Here is a 26,782-nt window from a genome sequence, read left to right on the forward strand (position 1 = left end):
TATCTCCTTCTTTCCAAATCGTTACACACGGAATTAAATGTAAAACATATAACCACCGTTATTTTCTTCTTCATAACGTACTAAATCTTCTAATGTTGTACTATCAAGAACTTCCTGCACCGCATCACGAACACGTATCCAAAGCTGACGCTGTGCTGGCTCTTCTTCATCCAACATTTCTACTACGTTAATCGGCCCTTCTAATACACGAATGACATCACCAGCTGTAATGTTAATTGGTTGATCCGATAATACATAACCACCATATGCACCGCGTGTACTTTTTACAAGACGAGCATTACGAAGCGGCGAAATGAGTTGCTCTAAATAATGCTCTGATAGATCATGCGCTTGAGCAATTGATTTTAATGAAATTGGACCTTCTCCAAATTTTTTTGCAAGATCAATCATAATCGTTAAACCGTAACGGCCTTTTGTTGAGATTTTCATATATGTTGCACCTCTTTTCAAATCTTTCACTTTTACTTGGCTAGTTATTCTTTTATTTAGTAGGAAGAACACTCTCTGAAATCAAAATCCTTTGAAATTATAGCATAATATAGTATGATAAGAAATTTCAACTTTTCTAACAGAAATGATAACATATAAGTATATCAAATAACTCGGAATTTATAACATAAAGTGAAACTTTAATCAGCCCTCACCAATCGGGCGCATGTTAGCAGTTTATCTCCCATCTAACTTCTGAACGAGCCACTGGAGCTGGACAATGTTTTACCAAATTTCAAGGTGGGAGCATTACTGCCCGCGCATAGCGGGATAAACAATGAACGGTCACTTAAGGAGAGATTATATATGAAACAACCACTCGCACATCGAATGCGTCCGACCAATATTACAGAAGTTATCGGCCAAGAACATGTAGTGGGAGAAGGCAAAATTTTATGGCGAATGGTACAAGCAAAGCATTTACAATCAATGATTTTATACGGACCTCCCGGAACAGGAAAAACATCTATTGCAAGTGCCATTGCCGGCAGCATCGGTATACCTTTTCGTCTATTAAATGCCGTTACTCATAATAAAAAAGATATGGAAGTTGTTGTCCAAGAGGCAAAAATGCATCGTCACCTTATTTTAATTTTAGATGAAGTGCATCGTTTAGATAAAGGAAAGCAAGATTTCCTTCTTCCTCACTTAGAAAGCGGACTCATTACATTAATTGGAGCAACGACAAGCAACCCATTTCACGCAATTAACTCCCCTATTCGGAGCCGTTGTCAAATTTTTGAGCTACACGCTTTAACGGAAGAAAATATTTTACAAGGATTAAAGCGCGCTTTAACAGATGAGGAAAAAGGGCTAGGAGAGTACAATGTCACAGTAACAGATGAAGCTCTTCATCATTTTGCAAACGCATCTGGCGGTGATATGCGCTCTGCTTACAATGCGCTTGAACTCGCTGTCTTATCTAGCTTTACAACAGATGAAGAAACAGTAGAAATCTCGCTTGAAATTGCTGAAGAATGTCTACAGAAGAAAAGCTTTGTACACGACAAAAGCGGCGATGCACATTATGACGTATTGTCAGCCTTCCAAAAATCCGTGCGCGGAAGCGATGTAAATGCAGCTCTTCATTATTTAGCTCGCCTTATTGAAGCTGGTGACATGCAAAGTATTGGCAGACGATTGCTTATTATGGCATACGAAGATGTTGGGCTTGCCAATCCACAGGCCGGGCCGCGTACGCTAGCTGCCATTGAATCCGCAGAACGCGTTGGCTTTCCAGAAGCTCGTATTCCGCTTGCAAATGCAGTCATTGAACTATGCTTATCACCAAAATCAAATTCAGCATATAAAGCACTTGATGCAGCCTTACATGATCTTAGAAATGGACAAACAGGCGATGTTCCCTCCCATTTAAAAGATAGTCACTATAAAGGAGCTGAAACGCTCGGTAGAGGTATTGGTTACTTATATCCGCACGATTATTCAAATGGATGGGTTCAGCAGCAATACTTGCCAGATAAAATAAAAAACAAACAATACTATAAACCAAAGAAAACTGGAAAGTTTGAACAAGCACTCGCTTCAGTTTATGAAAGATTGCAACATTCGTATAAAACCGAATCAAAAGGGTAATATAAGCGAAAACGACATGAAATATGGGGGTTTCGCAATGAAAATGCGCCAAGATGCATGGACTGGGGAAGAAGATTTACTTCTAGCAGAAACCGTTTTACGTCATATTCGCGAGGGCAGCACCCAATTAAAAGCATTTGATGAAATTGGGGATCAATTAAATCGAACATCCGCTGCTTGCGGCTTTCGTTGGAATGCAGAAGTTCGGCAAAACTATGAAGAAGCTGTGCAAATTGCAAAAAAACAACGGAAAGAATTGAAGCGGGTACAAGCAACACAGCAAAAACAGCAAATATCACGCTTGAGACCGAAGAAAAGTGTCGTAATTGATGTTGAGTTTTCAGAAGAACTCAGCCCAAATCAGCCATCGCTTACGATGCAAGATGTCATTTCATTTCTTCAAAACGTTGAACAGAACAATCCGCGTGTAGCGAAGTTGCAAACCGAAAACGAAACATTACGCCGTCAGCTCGAAAAACTGCGAAATACAAATCAAGAATTAGAGAAAAAGCTTGAAACGTTGAAGAATCAACAACAATCTGTACAAGAAGACTATGAAACACTTGTCAGAATTATGGACCGCGCTCGCAAGCTTGTTATATTAGACGAGCCAAATGGGCATATGGCACCCATTTTTAAAATGGATGAGAACGGAAATTTAGAAATTGTTTCACAATAAAGTGAAACTGCCATCAATGAGGGGTTATCCTCCACTCATCTTCCTCACCTCTCTCTGAATCTTGAGGTGGGAGTCTTACTGCTTGTGAATAGCGGGATAAAAAAGAGAGATGCATGTGCATCTCTCTTTTTTATTCTTGTCCTACACGCTTTACTTCTATATCCTTCAAACGTTCACGCACAACATGACTTGCCATAATTAAGCCAGCCACAGACGGAACGAATGCGTTAGAGGAAGGTGGTAATTTCGCTTTGCGAATTTTCGCATTTTCATCTGGAACAATTTCTTTTCGAATGTCTTCACGAATCACAATCGGATTTTCGTCAGAGAATACAACTTTCACACCTTTTTTAATGCCCTCTTTACGAAGCTTCGTACGAATTACCTTTGCAATTGGATCTGTATGTGTTTTTGAAATATCAGCAATACGGAAACGAGTTGGATCCATTTTATTTGCTGCACCCATACTTGAAATGATTTTAATTTTACGTCGCAAGCACTGTTTAATTAAATGAATTTTGAACGTAATTGTATCAGATGCATCCACTACGAAATCTAAACCATGTTTAAAGAACTCTTCGTATGTTTCATCTGTATAAAACATTTCTAATCCGATAACTTCGCAGTCTGGGTTAATGTCTGCAATACGCTCTTTCATTAATTCTACTTTTGAACGCCCCACAGTAGAAAGTAACGCATGGATTTGACGATTAACATTTGTAATATCTACAACGTCTTTATCAACTAATACAAGACGACCGACGCCAGAACGCGCTAGCGCTTCAGCTGCAAACGAACCAACACCGCCAATTCCTAAAATACCAACCGTACTATTTTTTAATATTTCAATACCTTCTTTTCCGAAGGCTAATTCATTACGTGAAAATTGATGTAACATGCGGTCTACACTCCTATTACAAAAATGGTCTACCATGTATTCTAGCGTTTTTCCGACTATTTGTATAGAAAAAGTTATATACCAAAACAAAAAAAACCTAGATGGAATTAGTATATCCATCTAGGATTCATTCTTACTTCTCTTCTTTGACTTTTAATTGTAAATAAAGCTCTTCAAGCTGTGCATCTGCAACTGGGCTCGGTGCTTCTGTTAATAAGCAGCTTGCGCTTGCTGTTTTCGGGAATGCAATTGTATCGCGAAGGTTTGTACGGCCTGCAAGTAACATTACAAGGCGGTCTAAACCTAATGCAATTCCTCCGTGCGGCGGTGTACCGTATTCGAATGCTTCTAATAAGAATCCGAACTGCTCTTGTGCTTCTTCTTGTGAGAAACCAAGTGCTTTGAACATTTTTTCTTGTACGTCACGCTCATAAATACGAAGTGATCCACCGCCAAGCTCATAACCGTTTAATACAAGGTCATATGCTTGTGCACGCGCTTTTTCTGGTGCTGTTTCTAATAGCTCAACATCTTCACGGAATGGCATTGTGAATGGATGATGCGCTGCGAAGTAACGATCAGCATCTTCATCATACTCAAGAAGCGGCCAATCTGTTACCCATAGGAAGTTGAACTTACTTTCATCAATTAGCTCAAGTTCTTTACCTAAACGTAAGCGAAGTGCTCCTAAGCTATCTGTAACAACGCTCTTCTTATCAGCAACGAATAATAATAAGTCACCAGCAGCCCCATCTAACGTGCTCATAAGTGCATTTGCATCTTCTTCGTTAAAGAATTTTGCGATTGGACCTTTTAAGCCGTCTTCTTCAACTTTTAACCAAGCTAACCCTTTTGCTCCGTACACTTTTACGAATTCTGTTAATGCATCGATGTCTTTACGAGAATATTTGCTCGCTGCACCTTTTGCATTAATTGCTTTTACTTGTCCGCCGCTCTCTACAGCACTTGTGAACACTTTAAAACCACAGCTTGCTGCAAATTCTGATAGATCAATAAGCTCCATCGCAAAACGTGTATCTGGCTTATCAGAACCGTAGCGAGCCATTGCATCTGCATATGTCATGCGCGGGAACGGTGCATGAATCTCTACACCTTTTGCTTCTTTCATTACTTTTGTCATCATGCGTTCCATCATTTCTAGAATTTCTTCTTGTGTTAAGAATGATGTCTCAATGTCGACTTGTGTGAATTCTGGCTGACGATCTGCACGTAAATCTTCATCACGGAAGCAGCGTGCCACTTGGTAGTAACGTTCAAAACCGCCGACCATAAGAAGCTGCTTAAATAACTGCGGAGATTGCGGAAGTGCATAAAACTCTCCTTCATGTACACGGCTTGGTACTAAGTAATCACGAGCTCCTTCTGGTGTACTTTTCGTTAAAATCGGTGTTTCTACTTCTAAGAAATCTTCACTATCTAAGAAGTTACGAATTGTTTTTGTTACGTCGTGACGCATTTTAAATGTGTTGTACATAGCAGGACGACGTAAATCTAAGTAACGATATTTTAAGCGAACGTCTTCTGATGCATCTGTATCATCTGTAATCATAATCGGTGGTGTTTTTGCTGCATTTAATACGTTTACTTTCGTAGCTTGTACTTCAATACGGCCTGTTTCCATATTTTCATTAATTGCACCAGCCGCACGCTCAACAACTGTACCTTCTACATGCAGCACATATTCACCGCGAATTGTTTCTGCTATTTCTAATGCTTCCTTTGAAGTCTCTGGACTAAATACAACTTGCACAATACCTGTACGGTCACGTAAGTCAATGAAAATTAATCCGCCTAAATCACGGCGTTTTTGTACCCAACCTTTTAATTGAACTGTTTGTCCCACTGCTTCTACTGTTACTTTTCCACATGCATGTGTTCTTTCAGCCATTTCTGCTCTTCCCCCTACACTAATTTTTCTGCTACGTATGAAGCAAATACATCTAATGCAACCTCTTCTTGTTCGCCTGTTGCCATATCTTTTAAGTTGATAATCCCTTTTTCTAGTTCATCCTCACCTAATACAGCTACATATTTTGCACTTAGACGATCCGCTGATTTAAACTGCGCCTTCATTTTACGATCTAAGTAATCTTTTTCAACCACTAAGCCAGCCTTACGAAGATCAAAGACAACTTTTGCAGCGCGATCTTTCGCTTTTTCACCAAGCGCTACAACATAACAATCGATGTTATGAACAATTGGTAATTCAATATTCTCAGCTTTCAGCGCCATAATTAAACGTTCGATACTCATCGCAAAACCAATACCAGGCATTTCTGGACCGCCAATTTCTTGTACAAGTCCGTTGTAACGACCACCGCCACTTAACGTTGTAATCGCCCCGAAACCTTCAGCCTCACTCATAATTTCAAATACAGTGTGCTGATAATAATCTAAACCGCGCACAAGGTTTGGATCTTTCTCAAATGGTATGCCCATCATTGTTAATAGTTCTTGTACTTTTTCATAATACTCACTTGATTCTTCGTTTAAATATTCTGTAATAGACGGTGCTGTTGCCATCAATTCATGATTGCGATCTTTTTTACAATCTAAAATACGAAGTGGGTTTTTCTCTAAACGAGATTGGCAATCTGCACAAAACTCACCGATGCGAGGCTCAAAATGTGCGATTAATGCATCGCGATGTGCTTTACGGCTCGCTGCATCACCTAAGCTATTTAAAACAACTTTTATATTCTTTAAGCCCATGCCGCGGTAAAACTCAACAGCAAGCGCAATAACTTCAGCATCAATTGCTGGATCATTACTGCCAATCGCCTCAATTCCAAACTGAACAAATTGACGGTAACGGCCTGCTTGTGGCCTTTCATAACGGAACATCTGTCCAATATAATATAATTTTGTTGGCTGCGTAGCGTCACCAAACATTTTATTTTCTACATAAGAACGTACAACTGGTGCTGTTCCTTCTGGACGAAGTGTTAAGCTGCGCTCTCCGCGATCTTCGAATGTGTACATCTCTTTTTGTACGATATCCGTTGTATCACCAACACCGCGTAAAAATAATTCTGTGTGCTCAAAAATTGGTGTACGAATCTCTTTATAGTTATAACGACGGCAAATTTCACGTGCTTGTCCTTCAATATACTGCCATAGTTCAACAGTACCAGGAAGGATATCTTGCGTTCCGCGTGGGATTTGAATAGACATATTCAGTTCCTCCTCATTTTTTCAATAATAATAAAAATAAAAAAACTCCCGCCTCTACTGATTACACAGTAGGGACGAGAGTATAATACCCGTGGTGCCACCCTAATTGAAGCACGTATGCTTCCACTTTTTTAATAACGCTTAAATTGCGTTCGACCTCTACTGAGCACTAAGCTGTTCAAGACGAAACCTACAGAGTGTCATTCGATCAGTCATCATGCAGAAATGTTTTCAGCCCTGGACATTTCCTCTCTTTTCATGTGTCTCTCATCTACTCTTCTCTATCATCGGTTTATAACATATGTAACTGTAAAAAGACGAATTTGTTTACTACTATACGGTTATTCACAAATGTTGTCAAGGTTCTCAAGAACGTCCAAGGTGCTTCTTTAATGTTTTCACATCTTTTAAAGAAAGCCCAAATTCAGAAGCAAGTTCAAGCGTTGTATTTTGCGATTCTTTTGAAATAAACTCATGAAAATTCACATTAAACAATTGATTCGCTCCGTTAGTAACAGCGTTTCCTTTCTCATTCATACGCATATGCATATCCCTCACATTCAATAGTGGAATTCTAATGACTAGTGTTCCATATTGATGTGGAGGTTATACGCTGTTACAAAAAAGAGAGGAGAAGACATCCCCTCTCTTCCACCATCACTATTTACTCTCTACAATTAAAGTCACTGGACCATCATTAATAAGCTGAACGTCCATCATCGCTCCAAATTGTCCTGTTTCTACATGCAATCCTTGTTTGCGAAGTTCTTCGTTAAAGAAATCGTATAAATGTTCTGCATAGTCAGGCTTTGCTGCATCCATAAAGTTTGGGCGTCTTCCTTTTCGGCAATCTCCGTATAACGTGAACTGTGAAATAGAAAGAACTTGTCCACCAACATCTAATACAGAATGGTTCATTTTCTCGTTTTCATCTTCAAAAATGCGTAAGTTGGCAATTTTTTCAGCAATGTACGTTGCATCTTTTTCTGTATCTTCATGTGTGATTCCAACTAATAGTGTTAAGCCGAAAGGAATTTGTCCTACAACTTCTCCTTTCACTGTTACAGATGCTTCTTTTGATCGTTGTAAGACAACTCTCATATATATTCACTCCTAATTAATGCATCATGCGGCGCACCGCATAAATTTCTGGAACTCGTTTAATACGTTCCACAACTTTTTTCAAATGCTGTAAGTTATGAATAGAAATAGACATATGAATTGTCGCCATTTTGTTGCGGTCGCTTCTTCCTGAAACAGCCGAAATATATGTTTTCGTTTCTGTTACAGCTTGCAATACTTCATTTAGTAAACCGCGGCGGTCATATCCTGAAATTTCAATATCAACGTTGTATTCAATTTCTTTTTCCGGGCTGCCTTCCCATTCTACATCCAGCAATCTTTCTTGTGCTTCTTCTGTATGAACATTTACGCAGTCTGTACGATGAATCGATACACCGCGTCCTTTCGTAATATAGCCAATGATGTCATCACCAGGAACTGGATTACAACACTTTGATAAACGGATAAGTAAATTATCCGCACCACTTACTTTCACACCAGAATCCCATTTCCGAATTTTCATCGGTTTTCGAACTTCTTTTACTTCCGTTATTTCTTCTTCACGTTGCTTACGGAATTTATCTGTTAAGCGCGTCACAATTTGCGATGCGGTAATGCCGTTATAGCCAACAGCTGCAAACATATCTTCTTCGTTTGCAAAATTAAATTTCTCAGCAACACGTTTTAAGTTATCAGATGCTAATACTTCTTTCATCTCATACTCAAGGCCTCGCACCTCTTTTTCAACAAGCTCGCGACCTTTTTCAATATTCTCATCACGGCGCTGCTTTTTGAAAAATTGACGAATTTTATTTTTCGCATGCGATGTTTGAGCTAATTTCACCCAGTCCTGACTCGGGCCATATGAATGCTTAGATGTTAAAATTTCAATGATGTCACCTGTTTTTAATTTATAATCAAGAGTCACCATCTTACCGTTTACTTTTGCACCAATCGTTTTATTCCCTATTTCAGAGTGAACACGGTAAGCAAAGTCAATTGGAACAGAACCAAGGGGCAATTCCATTACATCTCCTTTTGGTGTAAATACAAACACCATATCAGAGAATAAATCAATTTTTAAGGATTCCATAAATTCTTCTGCATTCGAAGCTTCATTTTGCCATTCTAAAATTTGACGGAACCACGTTAATTTTTTCTCAAGCGTTCCTGTTGTGTCAACCGCTTGTCCTTCTTTATATGCCCAGTGTGCCGCAATTCCGTATTCTGCAATTTCATGCATTTCTTTCGTGCGAATTTGCACTTCAAGCGGATCACCTTTAGGTCCAATTACTGTTGTATGCAGCGACTGATACAAGTTTGCTTTTGGCATTGCAATATAATCTTTAAAACGGCCTGGCATCGGTTTCCAGCACGTGTGAATAATACCTAGAACTGCGTAGCAATCTTTAATACTATTTACGACAACACGAACAGCTAGCAAATCATAAATTTCATTGAATTGTTTATTTTGCATTGCCATTTTACGGTAAATACTGTAAATATGCTTTGGACGACCAGAAATCTCCGGTTGAATCGCCACTTCTTTTAACTTGTCACGAATTTCTGTCATAACTTCATCTAAATATTCTTCACGTTCGGCACGCTTGCGTTTCATTAAATTGACAATACGATAATATTGCTGCGGATTTAAATAACGAAGCGCTGTATCTTCTAGTTCCCACTTAATCGTATTAATTCCGAGTCTATGTGCTAATGGTGCGAAAATTTCCAATGTTTCATTTGCAATGCGACGCTGTTTTTCTTGGGGTAAGTGTTTCAGCGTACGCATGTTATGAAGACGGTCAGCTAGTTTAATTAAAATCACTCGAATATCTTGCGCCATTGCGATAAACATTTTTCGATGATTTTCCGCTTGTTGCTGCTCATGTGATTTATATTTAATTTTTCCAAGCTTTGTGACACCATCAACAAGCATCGCAATCTCTTTTGTAAATTCACGCTCAATATCTTCTAACGTTACCTCTGTATCTTCTACTACATCATGTAAAAAACCTGCAGATACAGTAGACGGATCCATTTGTAAATCAACTAAAATACCTGCTACTTGAATTGGATGAATGATATATGGTTCCCCTGATTTTCGGTATTGCTCACTATGTGCGGAACGCGCAAATTCATAAGCGCGCGCAACAAGATCGATATCATCATCTTGTAAATATTGCCCTGCTCTCTCCAGTACCTGTTCAGCTGTTAGTACTTGTTCATTCGCCATCTAATCACCTTTTATTGAAGATTAATAATCTCTTTCCTTGCCAATTAGAATAATTTTTATTTTACCATTATAACGTAATGATTGGGAATTGTGAAAAGGAAAAGATTTTACAAACATTTCGCTTTACTTTTTCAACAAATATATAAAAATACCCGATCCTCTCAAAGAGATTCACGGGTACTCCACATGCCGCCCTGTTTACAATTAATATTTTTCTAATACTAATACGTCATAACCGTCTAACATTTTACGGCCATCTAAATAAGTAAGCTCTACTAAAAATGCGATACCTGCAACAACACCGCCAAGTTCTTCTACTAACTTAATTGTCGCTTCAATTGTTCCACCTGTAGCTAATAGGTCATCTGTAATTAATACTCGTTGACCAGGTTTGATCGCATCTTTATGAATTGTTAACACATCTTTACCATACTCTTTACCGTAATCTACTTTAATTACTTCGCGTGGTAATTTACCTAATTTCCGAACTGGTGCAAAACCCACTTCTAATGCGTAAGAAACTGGACATCCAATAATAAAACCACGAGCTTCTGGTCCTACTACAAGGTCGATATTTCTTTCTTTTGCATACGCAACGATTGCATCCGTTGCTGCTTTATATGCTTTTCCATCATTCATTAAAGGTGTGATGTCTTTAAAGACAATACCTTCTTTCGGATAATCCGGTACAATTGCAATATGTTGCTTGAAATCCATATTTATGAATCCTCCTCAAATATAAAAGAATTGTAAATACAAATCCTTTATCCTAACTGTTCTACTTCTTTATGATTACGAATCGTTTCAAACCATGCATATAATTGTTGATATGTGCTATAAACCAGTTCTTTTTCTAATTGTAAATGGTTGATTTTCTCACGATACGTGTTTGATTCGGTTAAATCACGCTTTTTCATTTCTCCTGCCATAAAAATGACACCGTCTTTTATTGTAACAAATTCTAACTCAAAAAACACCTGTGTCATGAAATTTACTGTATCTTTTGACCAACCTTTATGACGGCAAAGTTGCTCTCCGTATTGTCGAAGAGAAAATGGTGCTTTTTGATGTAAAAATGAATAGTACCATTTAAAATGTTCCCTCGTTGGAACCGTACTGAATAAGTGATTGTTTTCTTGATAAAAAACAGTATAAATACGGTCTGGGAATCCTTTTTCACATATAGACTTTAGATCTTCTGTCGCATCTGGTAAATCAAGAACAACAACGTAACGACCTTCTAATGTTGTCACATCCTTGGCATGCACGAGATAATCTGTATACGCTTCTAAAGAAAACTTTTGCAATGCCTCTTCTTTAAAATACACGATTGTCAATTTATCACGCGAAAGATCGGTGAGATTTGCTTCTACATTACGCATACTGCGCCAATCAAATAATTGCCAAGCTTCTACAGCAATATCTTGAATCATAATTTGTGGTTTACGGAAATTATTCCATTCATTAATAGAAGCTTCTCCAACGATCGACACGTGCGCTACAGGAGAAATTTCTTTTGCAAATGCACCAAGACCAAAACCGATGCTATCTAATGTCGCTTGTCCATTACGAAGTGTCATTTTCAAATGCGAACCATCAGAACCAATTGCGCGAATACTTTCAAGACCTGCATCCTTCACAGCGATACGCGGCTTTGGATTTCCGACACCAAACGGGGCAAGTTTTTGCATCTCTTCAATTGCAGCAAGCGTTACATCTTCCACTTCACATACTGCATCTACTGCAGTGACTGCAATAAAATCTTCATCTGATAGCTGAACCGCCGCTTGCTCATTTAAGCGTCGGCGCAGTTCATCGACATCATCCATACTAAGAGTCATACCAGCAGCCATTGGATGCCCGCCAAAATGCGGTAAAATGTCCCGGCAATCTGATAAATTAGCATACAAATCAAAGCCTTCAATACTACGGGCTGATCCTTTCGCCGTCCCTTTTTCGGGATCAATGCTTAGTACAATTGTCGGACGATAAAAGCGATCTATGAGCTTTGAAGCAACAATCCCAATTACACCAGGATTCCAACCTTCTTTTGCAAGAACTAATACTTTATTCTCTTCTGGCGGATAATGTGCTTCCACTTCCACAATCGCTTCTTCCGTAATTTGCTTTACAATATCTTTTCGCAATTTGTTCAGTTCATCAATTTCTTGTGCAAGTTCTTTTGCTTCTTCTACATCTTCTGACAATAGTAAATGCACAGCTGGCGTTGCATCTTCTAATCTTCCAACTGCATTAATGCGCGGTCCAATTGCAAAACCAACACTCTCTTCTGTAATGTCACCTTGCGAAATATTAGCAACTTTAAAGAGTGCTTGTAATCCTACTCGCTGCGTTGTTCGCAATTTTTTCAGCCCACGTTGCACGAGTAGGCGGTTTTCACCATAAAGAGGCACTAAATCAGCCACTGTACCAATAACTGCAATTTCTAATAAATGTTCTGGCACACTCCCAAGCAAAGCATGAGCAACTTTAAACGCAACTCCAACACCTGCTAAGTAATGAAACGGATACACACCACCATCTAACTTCGGATGAATGATCGCTAAAGCTTCCGGCAATTCTGGCGGCGGCTCATGATGATCGGTAATAATTAAATCAACGCCCAGCTCCTTTGCAACCTGCGCCTCGTGAACAGCTGCAATTCCCGTATCAACTGTAATAATAAGTGAGAAACCAGCACGGTGCGCCCAGCGAAACGCTTCTTCATTCGGCCCATATCCTTCTGTAAATCGGTTCGGAATATAAAACTCCACATCCGCTCCAAGTTCTTGCAATGCTAAAAATAAAACAGTTGTACTACTAACACCGTCTGCATCATAATCACCAAAAATTAAAATTTGCTCTCCGTTTTGAATCGCTTGGCGAATACGCTCTACAGTACGGTCCATACCTTCTAATAAAAACGGATCGTGAAATTCTTGCTGCTCTGTATTTAAAAAGTCCACAATCTTTTCTTCTGTATCGAATCCTCTATTCAGTAATAGTGAAGTAACAAGAGGAGACAATTGAAGTTTATTTGCCAACTGTCCTACAAGTTCCTCATTAGTATACTTTTCTTTCCAACGCGTCTTCGCTTGTAACAACGAAATCACCCCTTAACCTATCCATTATACTAGACAGACTAAGGGGTGACAATAAAGTGAGACTTCTATTTTGGGAGCGCACTTCTCCCAAAATAGTTAGTCGAACCAATCGGGCTCTTACGGACAGTCCTTCTCCTTGGCGTTCCTACATTCTACTGCCCGTTTGAGCGAGATAAAGTGAGACTTCTTTTTGGTCGCCCTTCCCCGAAAATAGTTAGTCGAACCTATCAGGCTCTTAGGGACAGTTCCTCCTCTGTATGAACTACCACTTTATATATTAATCCGGAGAATATGGATTAATATGTACGAAGACGTTTTGCACATGATCTTGCTGCATGAGCACCTCTTTCACATGTTTACCAATGCGATGTCCATCTTCTACCGTAATGTACGGATCAACAGACACTTTAATATCAACAATAACATAGTGTCCATGCTCTCTTGCGTATAGCGAACCTATTTTCTTTACCCCTTCTACTTGCATAACGGCTTCCCTCATCGGAACGATATCTTCTTCATGAAGTACATGATCCAACGTTGTATGAATCGCTTCTTTTCCAATATCCCAAGCCATTTTTATAACGAGTAAAGATACAAATAAACCGGCAACTGGATCGGCATATACAAGCCAATCTACCCCCATTTTACTTCCTATAATCGCCGCTCCAATCCCAATTAAAGCCGCAAATGATGAAAATACATCCGAACGATGCTCATACGCGTTTGCAATAATGGCATCACTTTTTATCCTTTTACCTAACTTATATTTGTAGCGGAACATCCCTTCTTTCACAACAATCGAAAGAAGCACAGCAATCACAGTAATCCAGCGCGGTGGCTCTAGCACTTGTGTAAAAGCTTTAATAGAAGAGATAACAATTTCAATTCCGACAATAAATAAAAGAACAGCTACGATAATCGCTGAGATCGATTCCGCTTTTCCATGTCCATATGGATGATCGTCATCAGGCGGTTGCTTTGCTGCACGCAGCCCAAATAAAACCGCTAACGAACCAATAACATCTGATCCGGAATGTACAGCATCCGCCATAAGCGCTTTACTATTTCCAATATATCCAATAATCGCCTTTATAATCGCGAGTAAAATATTACCAATAATTCCAACAATCGCACCAAACTCCGCTTGTTTAAAACGTTCATCTTTTTCCATAACCGCAATCCTTTCTTTCGCCAACCTATATTTTATCCCGCACTAACGATCAAGCTTAGTGAAATCGAAGAAGAGAAGTGGGGACTAATTTCTCCTAAGTGCCCGATTGGTTCAACTAACCTTCTGGAAAAAAACGTTCCAGAAGGAAGTTTCACTTTATTTTATCCCGGAACAAAAAAGAAATGCCTACAATTAGGCATCTCTTTTTATTCAAGTTTAAGCGACTTTACTTATACTTGCGGTTCAGACGTATTTACTTCAACTTTCTTCTGACCTTTTCCTTTTTTCAAACGACGGCTTTCAAGCATCAACCAAATTTGAGATGCAACGAAAACAGAAGAATACGTACCAACAATTAAGCCGACAAATAATGCAATTGAGAAGTTTCGCAATGACTCACTGCCGAAAATTAATAATGTAATAACAGGTAGTAACACTGTCATGACCGTATTAATAGAACGACCGATTGTTTGACGAATACTAGAATTCACAATCTCTTCTAAATCACTTACAGTACGAATTTTTTGTTTCTGTTTGTATAACTCACGGTTTCGGTCAAACGTAACAATCGAATCATTAATAGAATAACCGATAATCGTTAACACTGCTGCGATAAATGTTAGATCAACTTCTAAGTGAAGTAAGCTAAACACAATGATAATGAAGAATGCATCGTGCAGAAGTGCTAACACTGCCGATAGCGCATATGTGAAGCGGAAACGAATACTCACATATAAAATGATAACAAGAGAAGCAATTAGCACTGCAATAAGTGCATTTCGTGCAATTTCTTTTCCGATTGTCGGAGAAACTGTACTTACGTTCGGTTCTGCACCATATTTATCATGGTAAAATGTTTTTACTTTCGCAATATCATCTTTTGATAGTACACCAATTGTACGAACAGCAAATCCTTTATTATCATTACCTGTCGGCACAATATCTTCTTTCTTCACATCTACTTTTAAATCATGTAACTCTTGTTGTACTTGTGAAACCGTTATGGCTTGATTTGTTTTAATGTCCATGCGCGTACCGCTTGCAAAGTCAATCCCAAGATTCAACTTAAAGATTGGTAAAATAATCGCACCTAGAATCATCACAACAACAGAGAACCAGAAAAACTTATGTCCAATATTAACAAAGTTAACACGGTCAAATTTCGTTGGTGCATGTTCTACACCTTTTGATAACGGAATAATTTCCTTCGGTTTTACACCAAAGTAAGAATATTTTTTATCAAAGTAACGACTCTTAACAAGTAAGCCAAGTAAGAAACGTGTACCGTAAACATTTGTAATAAAGCCGACGAAAATACTTACAATTAAACTTGTCGCAAATCCTTTCACAGAGCTATTACCGTATGCAAATAAGACAACTGCTGCTGCAAGCGTTGTAACATTCGCATCTAAAATCGTTGATAACGAACGCTGATTACCTGCGCGATATGCTGATAACATCGATTTTCCGATGCGCAATTCTTCTTTTAGTCTTTCATATGTAATAACGTTTGCATCAACCGCAATTCCGACCCCGAGCACCAGTGCCGCTATACCCGGTAATGTTAGAACAGCGTGCATCCAATTGAATACGAGTAACGTTATGTAAATATATAAACCAAGCATAATTACCGCTACAAGACCTGGTAGACGATAGAATACAAGCATAAATAAGAAAATAAGAGCGATACCAATCGCACTTGCAAAAATTGTTTTTTGCAATGCTTGCTCTCCGAATTTTGCTCCAACAGAAGTAGAGTATATTTCTTTTAAATCAACAGGAAGTGCTCCGGCATTTAACAACTCTGAAAGTTGTTTTGCGCTCTCTACTGTAAAGTTTCCACCAACAATAGATACTTCCGCTTGATTAAATACTTGACTAACAGTAGCTGCCGATAAATATTTTGGCTTTGGCTTCGCTGCTTCTGCCTTGTAAGAATCTTTTCCTTCTTCAAAATCAAGCCAAATCACCATTAAATTTGTTGGTTGCGGCATGCTAGATACTTTTTGAGTTACTGCACGGAACTTATCAGCACTCTTTAATTTTAGGCTAACGCTTGGACGGCCTTGTTCATCGAACGTTTGCTTTGCTCCATCCGTCGCTAAATCAGAACCATCCATAAGAATGTTATCATTTACATCACGAAATGTTAATTTCGCTTGCGTTGATAACACATCTCGCGCTTGCTGCTGATCTTTTACTCCAGCAAGCTGCACACGAATGCGATCATTTCCTTCAATTTGGATATTCGGTTCGCTTACACCAAGAACGTTTACACGTTTTTCGAGTGCACCAACCGTACTCACAAGAGTATCCTTTGTAACTTTATCTCCTTTTTTCGCTGGCTTTACTTCATATAAAATTTCAAAGCCGCCCCGAAGATCAAGCCCGAGGTTAATTCCTTTTGTAATGTTTTTTGTCGTTGCTCCAATGATTCCTCCAATTAATAACACAACGAGGAAAAAGGCAACGATTCTACTGCTTCGTTTTGCCATATGTTTCTTGTTCCTCCTTTGAACAAAGGCCATTGTTCCAAAATTACCTCTTTATCAATACTCATTATTATACTGCAAGAGGAAGAACAAACCAATTACAACCTATTATTTATTTTCATATTCTTCAAATGACCAAAGCGGTGCTTGGTACGCCTTCATCGTTAAAAATGTCATATAATCGTTAGCTGTTAACGTTAACACGTCATTTACAAGCTCATACAATCTGACATCACTATCTACTTTTTTCCACTTTCGAGTCTTTAAACATTTCCAAACGTCTTCCATTGTAACGCGATCATAGCCGAGCATTTGGAACTCTTCTACCTTGCTTTCTAAGACGATTCTTAACTGTTCCCGATACGCTTCTATTAACTCTTCTTTCCCAACCACTTCCAGCTCATCTCCTTCTGATCTCACGTTCCTCATTTCAAATGCTTGTCATGCTTGCCTTATAGATGCATATAAATTATTGTAAATCATTCCATTGATTTTGAGAAGGTAGGAGAAAATTATGACGAAACAAACCTTTTTACGAGGTGCTTTTATTTTAATGTTAGCTGGTTTTATCACGAAAATATTAGGATTTATTAACCGTATTGTAATGGCACGCACTTTAGGAGAAGAAGGTGTTGGATTATATATGATGGCCGTTCCAACATTTATATTAGCTATCACCATTACACAAATCGGTCTCCCGGTTGCCATTGCAAAACTGGTCGCTGAAGCAGAGGCTACACATGATAAGCAACAAGTTAAAAAAATATTAACTGTTTCATTAGCTATCACCTCGGTCATTAGTATTCTATTAACAGCCGGAATTATGCTTCTGGCACCTTTGTTAGCAGAAACATTTCTAACCGATAAACGAACCTATTATCCATTAATCGCCATTTTACCCGTTGTGCCTGTTATTGCCGTTTCTTCTGTGCTTCGTGGTTATTTCCAAGGGAAACAAAACATGAAACCGAGCGCCTACGCACAAGTGCTAGAACAAGTCGTTCGCATTACAATTATTGCAGTATGCATCCGCCTTTTCTTACCATATGGAGTGGAATACGCTGCAGCGGGTGCAATGCTATCTGCTGTACTCGGAGAAGTCGCTTCCCTTTTATTCCTATTAACGTTGTTTCAAAGAGAAAAACATCTTTCCATTCGATCTCGTTTTGTAAGTACCGTAAAAGAAAGCAAAGACACCTTTTATTCTTTAATGGATATCGCACTTCCTACAACAGGAAGCCGTTTAATCGGATCCATTTCTTACTTTTTTGAACCAATTGTTGTCATGCAAAGTTTAGCAATGGCCGGAGTTACAGCCTCTATTGCAACAAAGCAATACGGTATATTAAATGGGTATGCCTTTCCACTTTTGTCTTTGCCAGCTTTTATTACCTATGCTCTTTCAACAGCGCTTGTTCCTTCCATTAGCGAAGCAAACGCTAAAAAGCAGCACCGTTTAGTAGAGCGTAGATTACAGCAAGCAATGCGCATCTCTCTTATTACAGGAGGATGGTCTTTTGTTATTTTATACGTATTCGCTTCACCTATTTTAACGCTTATGTATGGTTCCGATAGCGCGACCCTTTTTATTCAAGTACTTGCACCTTGTTTTTTATTTCACTATTTTCAGGGACCACTGACATCTGTATTACAAGCTCTAAATTTAGCGCGAGCTGCCATGATGAATACATTTATCGGAGCGATTGTGAAATTACTTGTTATTTTCGTCCTTGCCTCACAGCCGCAATTTCAAATGATGGGTGTGGCACTTGCAATTGCAGCCAATATCGTGACAGTTACTTTACTTCACTATGCAACGGTATTAAAAAAGATTACGTTTACTATTTATATAAAAGATTATGTATACGGATTATTTTCCATGATCATTGCTGGAGGAACAGGTTACTACATACATAAGCACATCATCTTCTCCCCTTCACTTGGCAAGCAAACATTATGGGAAGTACTATCCACTACGACACTATATATATTTCTGTTAATCCTTTTTCGCCTTATTAGAAAAGAAGAATTACTTCGATTACCTATTATTCGTAGATTCTCTTTTTTTAAATAAAAAGTTGCTGCCTATTTTAAGGAGCAACTTTTCATTTATCTATTAAATCAACAAAAAACTGGCCGTTTTGAAAGCTACAATATGAAATATTTTCAATATCTTTATACCCTAATTTCTTTAGTTTGTCTTCCAGCCATATATCGGTATGTTCCATCATGTATAAGTGTTTTTTCTGAATTTCTCCATCAATAATGAGCGGAACCGAAAATAATGGTGTATCATTTTTACTTTTTTGCTTTTCAAACACCGATAATCTTCCTGATGGTTCTAAAATTGCATACTCTACATCACGTATATCACCGATACTTTGCTCACGTAATTGCATAAGCAAATCATCCATATTGTAACGATGTTTACGCATTTGCTTCTCATCGATTTTCCCCTCGTGCACGATAATAGCCGGCTCCCCTTCTAATATATGACGAAGACGCTGGCTTTTTAGCGAGACAAAAGATAAAGCAATTTGAATGATCATAATAAGCACCATCGGAACAAGTTGATGCCACATTGCCTTATCCATATTCTCAATTGCAATAACTGCCATTTCACCAAGCATAATAAAAACGACTAAGTCCAAAACACTCAATTCACCAATTTCACGTTTTCCCATTAGACGAAAAATAATGAGCATTACACTGTATAAGACAATTGTTCGAAAGATAATTTGAACTAGTTCCATCTTTCATTTCCTTTCTCATTTCAATTTCTATATATTAGTTTCCCCGTACAAAAAGAAACTAGTCTAACTTAGCAAAACAAGAAATATGCTTGTATTAGAAAGGAGAGATGCTCTATGGATGGAACGAAAAAATTATCAATTGCAGTTGGATTCGGCATCGTTACCTTACTTATCTTCGCTTGCCTAGCAAGTATCATCATTGCTTTATTATTGAAGTTTACAAACATAAATGAAGGAACTTTATCCATCGCACTTTTTGTCCTCGCAATTATGTCGACAATAATTGCTGGATTTGTTGCTGGGGTAAAAGCGCAGGGAAAAGGTTGGTTTGTCGGTGGATCCACTGGAGTCATATTTGCCATTCTCGTATTTCTTGTAAATTATTTAGGCTTTTCATCGGCGTTATCAAAGGCACAGCTTCTATATCAACTCGTGATTATAGCGGCAAGTACACTTGGAGGCATACTCGGAGTCAATATTGGCAAGCGTACAACATATTAAAAAAGCTGTCCCAAAAGTAATACTTTTGGGACAGCTTTTTTTCATTAACCTTTTACAATTTCACGAATCGCACTGCGATCAAATGTAAGGTGTGAACCACCAGATTTAATCACGATTGTTGTATCAGTTACAGATTCAATTGTACCATGCATGCCGCCGATTGTTACGATTGCATCGCCTTTTTTCAGTTCACTTTGCATTTGTGCTACTGCCTTTTGACGCTTTTGTTGCGGGCGAATTAATAAGAAGTAGAAAATCGCAAACATCGCAACAATCATGATAATATTCATCATACCTGGATTCATCTTTTATTCCTCCTTAATTATTATGTATTAGAAATTTTTAGCATTCGGTTTATTAAAGCCATACTGTTCAAAGAACTCATCACGGAAGTCTCCAAGACGGTCTTCACGAATGGCTTGTCTCACCTGCTCCATTAATTTTAACAGAAAATGCAGGTTGTGGTAAGACGTTAAGCGAATTCCGAATGTTTCATCACATTTCATTAAGTGGCGAATGTACGCACGTGAATAATTTTTACATGTGTAACAATCACAATTTGGATCAAGCGGGCCAAAGTCTTTTGCATACTTCGCATTTTTCACAACTAGACGTCCTTCACTTGTCATACATGTACCATTTCGTGCAATACGAGTTGGAAGTACACAATCAAACATATCAATACCACGAATTGCACCATCAATTAACGAGTCTGGAGATCCAACACCCATTAAATAACGAGGTTTGTTATCTGGAAGAAGTGGTGTTGTAAATTCAAGCACACGATTCATAATATCTTTCGGTTCTCCAACAGATAAACCACCTACTGCATAACCTGGGAAATCCATTGAAACAAGATCACGGGCACTTTGACGACGAAGTTCTTCAAATTCTCCGCCCTGCACAATACCAAACAACCCTTGATCCTGCGGACGCTGATGCGCTTTTAAACAGCGCTCTGCCCAGCGGCTCGTACGCTCTACTGATTTTTTCATATACTCAAATGTCGCTGGAAACGGCGGACACTCATCAAATGCCATCATAATATCAGAACCAAGTGCATTTTGAATTTCCATTGCCTTTTCTGGTGATAAGAATAATTTATCTCCATTTAAGTGATTGCGGAAATGAACACCTTCTTCTTCAATGCGACGGAAGTCACTTAAACTAAACACCTGAAAGCCACCGGAATCTGTTAGAATCGAACGATCCCAGTTCATAAATTTATGTAAACCGCCTGCTTCGCGTACAATTTCATGACCAGGACGAAGCCATAAATGATACGTATTACTTAAAATAATACCCGCATCCATTGCTTTTAACTCTTCTGGTGACATTGTTTTTACTGTCGCAAGTGTTCCTACTGGCATAAAAATTGGCGTTTCAAATGAACCGTGCGGTGTATGAACACGGCCTAAACGTGCTCCTGTTTGTTTACAAGTTTTAATTAATTCATAACGTATTGCTGTCATATTGTTGCTCCTTTTTATTTCTTCTCTACTTTAGAGTGAGATGCAACAAACATCGCATCACCAAAACTAAAGAAACGATACTTTTCTTTTACCGCTTCATTGTACGCATGAAGAACATTTTCTCTTCCTGCAAATGCGCTCACAAGCATAATTAATGTTGATTTTGGCAAGTGGAAGTTTGTAATTAAACCATCGATCGCTTTAAATTCATATCCTGGATACATGAAAATATCAGTCCAGCCAGAAGCTGCGCAAAGTTTGCCATTATTGTCTGTTGCAATTGTTTCAAGCGTACGCGTTGATGTTGTACCAACAGTAATAATACGACCGCCTTTTTGTTTTACATTGTTTAGCAAATCTGCTGTTTCCGCTGACATATGATAATACTCTGCATGCATATGATGCTCCTCGATTGTATCTGCAGAAACCGGTCTAAATGTCCCAAGTCCAACATGCAATGTAATAAATGCTAAATGAACACCTTTTTGCTTCAACTTTTCTAGCAGTTCTTCTGTAAAATGAAGTCCCGCTGTTGGCGCCGCTGCTGAACCAACTTCACGTGCAAACACCGTCTGATAACGATCGCGGTCTTCAAGCGTTTCTTTAATATATGGAGGAAGTGGCATTTCACCAAGCTCATCTAAAATTTCATAGAAAATACCATCATAAGAAAATTCCAAATGGCGGCCACCTTGTTCACCAGCTCCGACACATGTTGCTTTTAGTTTTCCCTCACCAAAAGAAATTACCGTTCCTTCTTTCACACGTTTTGCAGGTTTAACAAGCGTCTCCCAAGTGTCTCCATCTTCTTGCTTTAATAAAAGCACTTCAATATGTGCACCTGTATCTTCTTTTACACCGTGCAAACGCGCAGGCATCACTTTCGTTTCATTTAAAACTAAACAATCGCCCTCATGTAAATAAGAAAGAATGTCAGTAAAATGTTTATGCTGAATCTCACCCGTTTCACGATCTAACACCATTAATCTTGATGTTTCACGATCTTCAAGCGGTACTTGTGCAATAAGTTCTTCTGGTAAATGAAAATCAAACAAATTAATATCCATAACTAAGTTCACCTATTTCTATTTAAATCGATTTATGACATACATAATAAAAGATAATACAATACTTATCACAATACACGTAACAATAGGAAAATAAAAGGTAACGTTTCCCTTTTTCACAAAAATGTCGCCTGGAAGCCTTCCTATAAGCTTCCAAGCTAATCCCACAACAATTAAAAGAATGCCAGCCGTAATGAGCAGCTTTGACATATCCATCAAACCCCAGGCATCTCCATTCCGAAATGTTCATATGCAAGCGGTGTAACAATACGACCCCTTGGTGTTCTTTGCAGGAAGCCAATTTGCAGTAAGTACGGCTCATACACATCTTCAATTGTATGAGATTCTTCCCCAATCGTTGCTGAAACTGTTTCTAATCCAACTGGACCACCGCGGAATTTTTCAATAATACCAAGCAATAATTTGTGATCAATATGATCTAATCCAAGTTTATCTACTTGCAGTAGTTCGAGTGCCATTTGCGTAATATCCATCGTAACAGTTCCATCACCGCGCACCTGCGCAAAATCACGTACACGACGCAATAAGCGGTTCGCAATTCGCGGTGTACCTCGTGCACGCCTTGCAATCTCTAAGGCAGCTAACGAATCAATTTCAACTCCAAACACTTCTGCTGTACGTTCTACAATGGCTGATAACTGATCAACTGTGTAATATTCTAAACGAGACAATACACCGAAACGATCTCGAAGCGGTGCAGATAATGCACCTGCACGCGTTGTTGCACCAACTAATGTAAACGGAGGTAAATCAAGCCGAACAGAGCGCGCTGTTGGACCTTTCCCAATTACAATATCAAGACAGAAATCTTCCATCGCTGGATATAACACTTCTTCAATGGAGCGATGCAGACGATGAATTTCATCAATGAATAAAACATCACCCGGTTGAAGCGCCGTTAATACCGCTGCTAAATCACCTGGCCGTTCAATTGCCGGTCCTGATGTTGTACGAATATTCACGCCCATTTCATTCGCAATAATGTTTGCTAATGTCGTTTTCCCAAGTCCTGGCGGCCCATACAATAAGACGTGATCTAACGTTTCTTCACGCATTTTTGCAGCTTCAATAAATACTGCTAAATTATGTTTTGCTTTATCTTGCCCAATATATTGACGGAGCGTTTGTGGTCTTAACGAATATTCTAAGTCCACATCTTCATATACGGACTCTCCCGAGACAAGACGTTCGTCCATTCTACTCACCTCTTACCATTTAGTAAAAGACTAAGTGCCTTTTTAATATATTGATCCGTCGTAAGTGATTCTTTTAATAATTCTGGCACGACGCGAGAGACTTCTCGCTCTGCATATCCAAGCGCTCTAAGTGCTTCCAGTGCTTCATCAAGCTCCGCAGATGTTCCTTTTTTCTCATCGAAACGCTCTTCATCTGAAAATAGATCAACAAAGGCATCCGGCACAACATCTGCTAATTTCCCTTTTAAATCTAAAATCATTTGACGCGCTGTTTTCTTTCCAACACCTGGGAATTTAACTAAGAATTTTTCATCCTCATGTTCAATCGCTTGTACAACCTGACCTGTTTGACCAGAAGCTAAAATCGCAAGCGCTCCCTTTGGTCCAATCCCCGATACACCTAAAAGTTTTGTAAATAATAAACGCTCTTCACGTGTTTTAAATCCGTAAAGGGCCATGATATCTTCTCTTACATAATGATATGTATATACGCGAAGTTCTTGTTTACTTCTTTGAAATACATACGGATTTGGTGTAAAAATTTGATAGCCCATTCCGTTATGGTCAAGAACAACATATTCCGGTCCTACATATTCCACATAACCTGTAATATATTCAAACAAAACTGTATCTCTCCCTCTCAAATCATGTATTCCATTTTAACATAAATAACGATATAAATGCGAGATTCCCCCAACAAATGTTCTCTATCCTATCTTTTCCTTTTCATATTGACTGAGTACTCTCAAAGAATGAATAGCATAAAAATGATAAGAAAACAGCCGTAGCTACTTTAAGCTACGGCTGTTTCCATTACTCATATAATACTGTTCCATATCTTTCATTACTTCCACAAATCGCTCTTTCGATTTCACTCGAATCCCGCGCTTCAACCGTTCGCGCTGATAACTCTCCATCTTTTTCATATCAATTTGAAAAAAGGAATGAATGACATTATCGGTTTCGGGTACACCGTTAAAAATTTGGAGAATTCCTTCTTTCGAAACCCCAAAATAACCGCTTGTTTTTAATAACGGCGAAATATCATCAATGCGTTTTTGCAATACAACTTGTACATCGTCTCGATCAACAAGTTGCCACTCTTTATATTGTTCCAAAAGCTTTTCTAAGTGCACAACCTTGTCTCTAAAAATTTCCTGACTCACTTCCCCGTCTAAATATATACGCTGCAACATGATTGTAATTTGAGGTTCCTGTTCCACTGCATTATCCGAACTCTCTGCCGATGCTACACTCGATTCATGATAAAAACAAAACACAGCTAGCACAATCTGCATTGCAATAATCATGAATTTCATATGCTGTCACCTCTTTTAGGGAAAATAAAAAACTTCTATTTACAGTTTGACCGAAAATAGAAGTTTTATCCCTCAGAAAAGTGGCACTGTTAATCCACTTAGACGAAAGGAGTTAGGAAGCGAAGCTAGACCATACGAAAAACGGAGTTGACTAGAATAAATTCTTTCCTACAAAGAATCACGTTTAAAAGATAACTAACAAAAAAGCGGAATAAGATTTTCATCTTACTCCGCTACAATTTTCTATATAATAAGAAAGACGCCTGTCATGCAGGCGTCTTGATGCGTTTTACGGCGAGAGACCAGGCGGCCACATCCGCGTGTTTAGCACTTAAGCATATCTCTCGTCTTACGTAAATTAGCTCATCGCTTTGTTAATATAACATTAACCGCACAAGAAAGCAAGAAGGAAATGAATAACCACCTTTATACTACTTTTGATACTGCCTATTTTAGCATGTCTTTTGCCGATTTTACCTACCAATTCTTCTACAATACTACACTGTAACCCTAAACGCCCTCTCTAGAAAAGGAGAATTTCAAAAATGTCGAATCAACTTATCACAGATTTATCTGAATCAAAAAAACATTATAGTACAATTAATACAGGATTATTAGAAGATGAACTTCAATTAGACTGCATCGAAAATATACATTTACTAACAGAAAAATCGATACATTACATAAATAAAAAGAAGGGGAAATAACATTTCCCCTTCTTCTCATTATCGCACCGTATTAGTTACATTCGTACGAAGATCTTGAAACAGATTTGTTACATCACGATTTAAATTGTTTGTAACTGTTCCATTTCGAAGACTTGTGCTAATTGTGTCAACACGAGTAAACATATCTTCTTTTGCTGTAATATAGACATTTCGATTGTTAACAAGCGGTGCAACAGCTTTGCGAATGTCATCTGTTAATGCTTTTTCATCTGTTCCACTGCGAGATTTTACTGCAATGACAACATCATTACCGCGCACAACAGTAGAAACACGCTCCACGTTAGCCATACCCTTTACACGATTAGTAATAGCTTCAGCTGTTTTACCATCATTGTTAACATAGGAGTTGTTCATCGTAACGTTACGAGTTGGATACGGATTCGTTATTTGTCCGTGATAATTTACATCGCGGTAATAATTGTATCCAACGTTATTACGAGTATTATGAATGTCTTTATTAATTTTTGAATACTTTACATTTCCGTAATCGTCCGTTCTTGCATTGTTACGGTATGTGACATAATCTGTAGTACGATCTGTACGTGTCACATTATCTGTATACGGAACGGTATTCTCATACGCTGTCCGTTGGTAATTATAAGTAGCATTACGATCCATTGCACTTTTTTTAGGTGTACCACATGCAGCTAACGCACTGGTAACTAACAAAGAAGCAGCAATAAGCTTAATTTGTTTGTTCAATACAAAAACCCCCTCTGTTAGAATGAACTTTTCATTCGAAAAGCTCCCTCTTATAATGAGTCACAAAGGGGGTTTTTACACTG

General features: G+C 38.5%; 26 protein-coding genes and 1 other annotated feature. Of the genes, 5 read left to right on the top strand and 21 right to left on the bottom strand.

Annotation, left to right across the window (positions count from 1 at the left end):
- Positions 1 to 33: 33 nt before the first annotated feature.
- Positions 34 to 450 carry a cysteine metabolism transcriptional regulator CymR gene (gene cymR / locus AB1284_RS17175; RefSeq protein ID WP_090916825.1) on the bottom strand — a complete coding sequence of 139 codons (417 nt, stop codon included), beginning with the start codon at positions 448 to 450 and terminating at the stop codon, positions 34 to 36.
- A gap of 366 nt (positions 451 to 816) precedes the next feature.
- Here cymR and AB1284_RS17180 point away from each other — a divergent pair, with 366 nt between their 5' ends.
- Together AB1284_RS17180 and AB1284_RS17185 are read left to right on the top strand one after the other, a co-directional pair.
- Entirely contained in the window at positions 817 to 2,103 is a 1,287-nt protein-coding gene (locus AB1284_RS17180) for a replication-associated recombination protein A (RefSeq protein ID WP_429753761.1), read from the top strand.
- A 37-nt stretch (positions 2,104 to 2,140) separates the two neighbouring features.
- Entirely contained in the window at positions 2,141 to 2,782 is a 642-nt protein-coding gene (locus AB1284_RS17185; protein WP_429753760.1) for an RsfA family transcriptional regulator, read from the top strand.
- 130 nt (positions 2,783 to 2,912) lie between these two features.
- Here the strand turns inward: AB1284_RS17185 and AB1284_RS17190 are convergent, their stop codons facing one another.
- The 11 genes from AB1284_RS17190 to AB1284_RS17240 all read right to left on the bottom strand — a co-directional run bounded on the left by AB1284_RS17190 (position 2,913) and on the right by AB1284_RS17240 (position 17,333).
- Complete coding sequence (locus AB1284_RS17190; RefSeq protein WP_429753759.1) at positions 2,913 to 3,680, bottom strand: tRNA threonylcarbamoyladenosine dehydratase; 768 nt, start codon at positions 3,678 to 3,680, stop codon at positions 2,913 to 2,915.
- Positions 3,681 to 3,813: 133 nt separating this feature from the next.
- Positions 3,814 to 5,589 carry an aspartate--tRNA ligase gene (aspS, locus tag AB1284_RS17195; protein WP_429753758.1) on the bottom strand — a complete coding sequence of 592 codons (1,776 nt, stop codon included), beginning with the start codon at positions 5,587 to 5,589 and terminating at the stop codon, positions 3,814 to 3,816.
- 14 nt (positions 5,590 to 5,603) lie between these two features.
- On the bottom strand, positions 5,604 to 6,875 hold the full coding sequence (hisS, locus tag AB1284_RS17200; RefSeq protein ID WP_429753757.1) for a histidine--tRNA ligase: 1,272 nt from the start codon (positions 6,873 to 6,875) through the stop codon (positions 5,604 to 5,606).
- 67 nt (positions 6,876 to 6,942) lie between these two features.
- Positions 6,943 to 7,172: a binding site (T-box leader), on the bottom strand.
- Positions 7,173 to 7,241: 69 nt separating this feature from the next.
- The gene (locus AB1284_RS17205; protein WP_429753756.1) at positions 7,242 to 7,418 is read right to left on the bottom strand and encodes a hypothetical protein; all 177 of its coding nucleotides are present in this window, start codon (positions 7,416 to 7,418) and stop codon (positions 7,242 to 7,244) included.
- A gap of 117 nt (positions 7,419 to 7,535) precedes the next feature.
- The gene (locus AB1284_RS17210) at positions 7,536 to 7,976 is read right to left on the bottom strand and encodes a D-tyrosyl-tRNA(Tyr) deacylase (RefSeq protein WP_429753755.1); all 441 of its coding nucleotides are present in this window, start codon (positions 7,974 to 7,976) and stop codon (positions 7,536 to 7,538) included.
- Between the two features lie 16 nt (positions 7,977 to 7,992).
- Positions 7,993 to 10,173: a GTP diphosphokinase gene (gene relA, locus AB1284_RS17215; protein ID WP_429753754.1), complete on the bottom strand. Its 2,181-nt coding sequence runs from the start codon at positions 10,171 to 10,173 to the stop codon at positions 7,993 to 7,995.
- A gap of 204 nt (positions 10,174 to 10,377) precedes the next feature.
- Positions 10,378 to 10,890 (bottom strand): adenine phosphoribosyltransferase, encoded by a 513-nt coding sequence (locus AB1284_RS17220; RefSeq protein ID WP_230574794.1) that lies wholly within the window; start codon positions 10,888 to 10,890, stop codon positions 10,378 to 10,380.
- Between the two features lie 47 nt (positions 10,891 to 10,937).
- Positions 10,938 to 13,277 carry a single-stranded-DNA-specific exonuclease RecJ gene (recJ, locus tag AB1284_RS17225; protein WP_429753753.1) on the bottom strand — a complete coding sequence of 780 codons (2,340 nt, stop codon included), beginning with the start codon at positions 13,275 to 13,277 and terminating at the stop codon, positions 10,938 to 10,940.
- Positions 13,278 to 13,554: 277 nt separating this feature from the next.
- Positions 13,555 to 14,448: a cation diffusion facilitator family transporter gene (locus AB1284_RS17230; protein ID WP_429754433.1), complete on the bottom strand. Its 894-nt coding sequence runs from the start codon at positions 14,446 to 14,448 to the stop codon at positions 13,555 to 13,557.
- A 230-nt stretch (positions 14,449 to 14,678) separates the two neighbouring features.
- On the bottom strand, positions 14,679 to 16,943 hold the full coding sequence (gene secDF, locus AB1284_RS17235) for a protein translocase subunit SecDF (RefSeq protein ID WP_429753752.1): 2,265 nt from the start codon (positions 16,941 to 16,943) through the stop codon (positions 14,679 to 14,681).
- A gap of 105 nt (positions 16,944 to 17,048) precedes the next feature.
- Positions 17,049 to 17,333, bottom strand: coding sequence for a post-transcriptional regulator (locus tag AB1284_RS17240; RefSeq protein WP_336482014.1), 285 nt, complete (start codon positions 17,331 to 17,333; stop codon positions 17,049 to 17,051).
- A 121-nt stretch (positions 17,334 to 17,454) separates the two neighbouring features.
- Between AB1284_RS17240 and spoVB the strand changes: the two genes are divergently transcribed.
- Complete coding sequence (spoVB, locus tag AB1284_RS17245) at positions 17,455 to 19,014, top strand: stage V sporulation protein B (RefSeq protein WP_429753751.1); 1,560 nt, start codon at positions 17,455 to 17,457, stop codon at positions 19,012 to 19,014.
- Between the two features lie 31 nt (positions 19,015 to 19,045).
- Here spoVB and AB1284_RS17250 read toward each other — a convergent pair whose 3' ends face one another.
- Positions 19,046 to 19,693, bottom strand: a complete 648-nt coding sequence (locus AB1284_RS17250) for a DUF421 domain-containing protein (protein WP_429753750.1) — start codon at positions 19,691 to 19,693, stop codon at positions 19,046 to 19,048.
- 114 nt (positions 19,694 to 19,807) lie between these two features.
- Between AB1284_RS17250 and AB1284_RS17255 the strand changes: the two genes are divergently transcribed.
- Positions 19,808 to 20,194, top strand: coding sequence for a TIGR04086 family membrane protein (locus AB1284_RS17255; RefSeq protein WP_429753749.1), 387 nt, complete (start codon positions 19,808 to 19,810; stop codon positions 20,192 to 20,194).
- A gap of 44 nt (positions 20,195 to 20,238) precedes the next feature.
- Here the strand turns inward: AB1284_RS17255 and yajC are convergent, their stop codons facing one another.
- The 7 genes from yajC to AB1284_RS17290 form a co-directional block, all read right to left on the bottom strand.
- On the bottom strand, positions 20,239 to 20,499 hold the full coding sequence (gene yajC, locus AB1284_RS17260) for a preprotein translocase subunit YajC (RefSeq protein WP_429753748.1): 261 nt from the start codon (positions 20,497 to 20,499) through the stop codon (positions 20,239 to 20,241).
- Between the two features lie 27 nt (positions 20,500 to 20,526).
- Complete coding sequence (gene tgt / locus AB1284_RS17265; RefSeq protein ID WP_336481789.1) at positions 20,527 to 21,666, bottom strand: tRNA guanosine(34) transglycosylase Tgt; 1,140 nt, start codon at positions 21,664 to 21,666, stop codon at positions 20,527 to 20,529.
- Positions 21,667 to 21,680: 14 nt separating this feature from the next.
- Positions 21,681 to 22,733: a tRNA preQ1(34) S-adenosylmethionine ribosyltransferase-isomerase QueA gene (queA, locus tag AB1284_RS17270; RefSeq protein ID WP_429753747.1), complete on the bottom strand. Its 1,053-nt coding sequence runs from the start codon at positions 22,731 to 22,733 to the stop codon at positions 21,681 to 21,683.
- 18 nt (positions 22,734 to 22,751) lie between these two features.
- Entirely contained in the window at positions 22,752 to 22,952 is a 201-nt protein-coding gene (locus AB1284_RS17275) for a DUF2905 domain-containing protein (protein ID WP_429753746.1), read from the bottom strand.
- On the bottom strand, positions 22,949 to 23,950 hold the full coding sequence (gene ruvB, locus AB1284_RS17280; protein WP_429753745.1) for a Holliday junction branch migration DNA helicase RuvB: 1,002 nt from the start codon (positions 23,948 to 23,950) through the stop codon (positions 22,949 to 22,951). The genes AB1284_RS17275 and ruvB overlap by 4 nt, the downstream gene beginning before the upstream one ends.
- A 5-nt stretch (positions 23,951 to 23,955) precedes the next feature.
- Positions 23,956 to 24,573, bottom strand: coding sequence for a Holliday junction DNA helicase RuvA (ruvA, locus tag AB1284_RS17285; RefSeq protein WP_429753744.1), 618 nt, complete (start codon positions 24,571 to 24,573; stop codon positions 23,956 to 23,958).
- Between the two features lie 165 nt (positions 24,574 to 24,738).
- Positions 24,739 to 25,269: a BofC C-terminal domain-containing protein gene (locus AB1284_RS17290; RefSeq protein ID WP_429753743.1), complete on the bottom strand. Its 531-nt coding sequence runs from the start codon at positions 25,267 to 25,269 to the stop codon at positions 24,739 to 24,741.
- A 545-nt stretch (positions 25,270 to 25,814) separates the two neighbouring features.
- Here AB1284_RS17290 and AB1284_RS17295 point away from each other — a divergent pair.
- The gene (locus AB1284_RS17295) at positions 25,815 to 25,976 is read left to right on the top strand and encodes a hypothetical protein (RefSeq protein ID WP_429753742.1); all 162 of its coding nucleotides are present in this window, start codon (positions 25,815 to 25,817) and stop codon (positions 25,974 to 25,976) included.
- 18 nt (positions 25,977 to 25,994) lie between these two features.
- Here the strand turns inward: AB1284_RS17295 and AB1284_RS17300 are convergent, their stop codons facing one another.
- Positions 25,995 to 26,699: a YhcN/YlaJ family sporulation lipoprotein gene (locus AB1284_RS17300; RefSeq protein WP_429753741.1), complete on the bottom strand. Its 705-nt coding sequence runs from the start codon at positions 26,697 to 26,699 to the stop codon at positions 25,995 to 25,997.
- Positions 26,700 to 26,782: the final 83 nt, after the last annotated feature.

Origin of the sequence: Bacillus sp. S2(2024), from assembly GCF_050474045.1 — a bacterium.
GTDB lineage: Bacteria > Bacillota > Bacilli > Bacillales > Bacillaceae_G > Bacillus_A > Bacillus_A yunxiaonensis.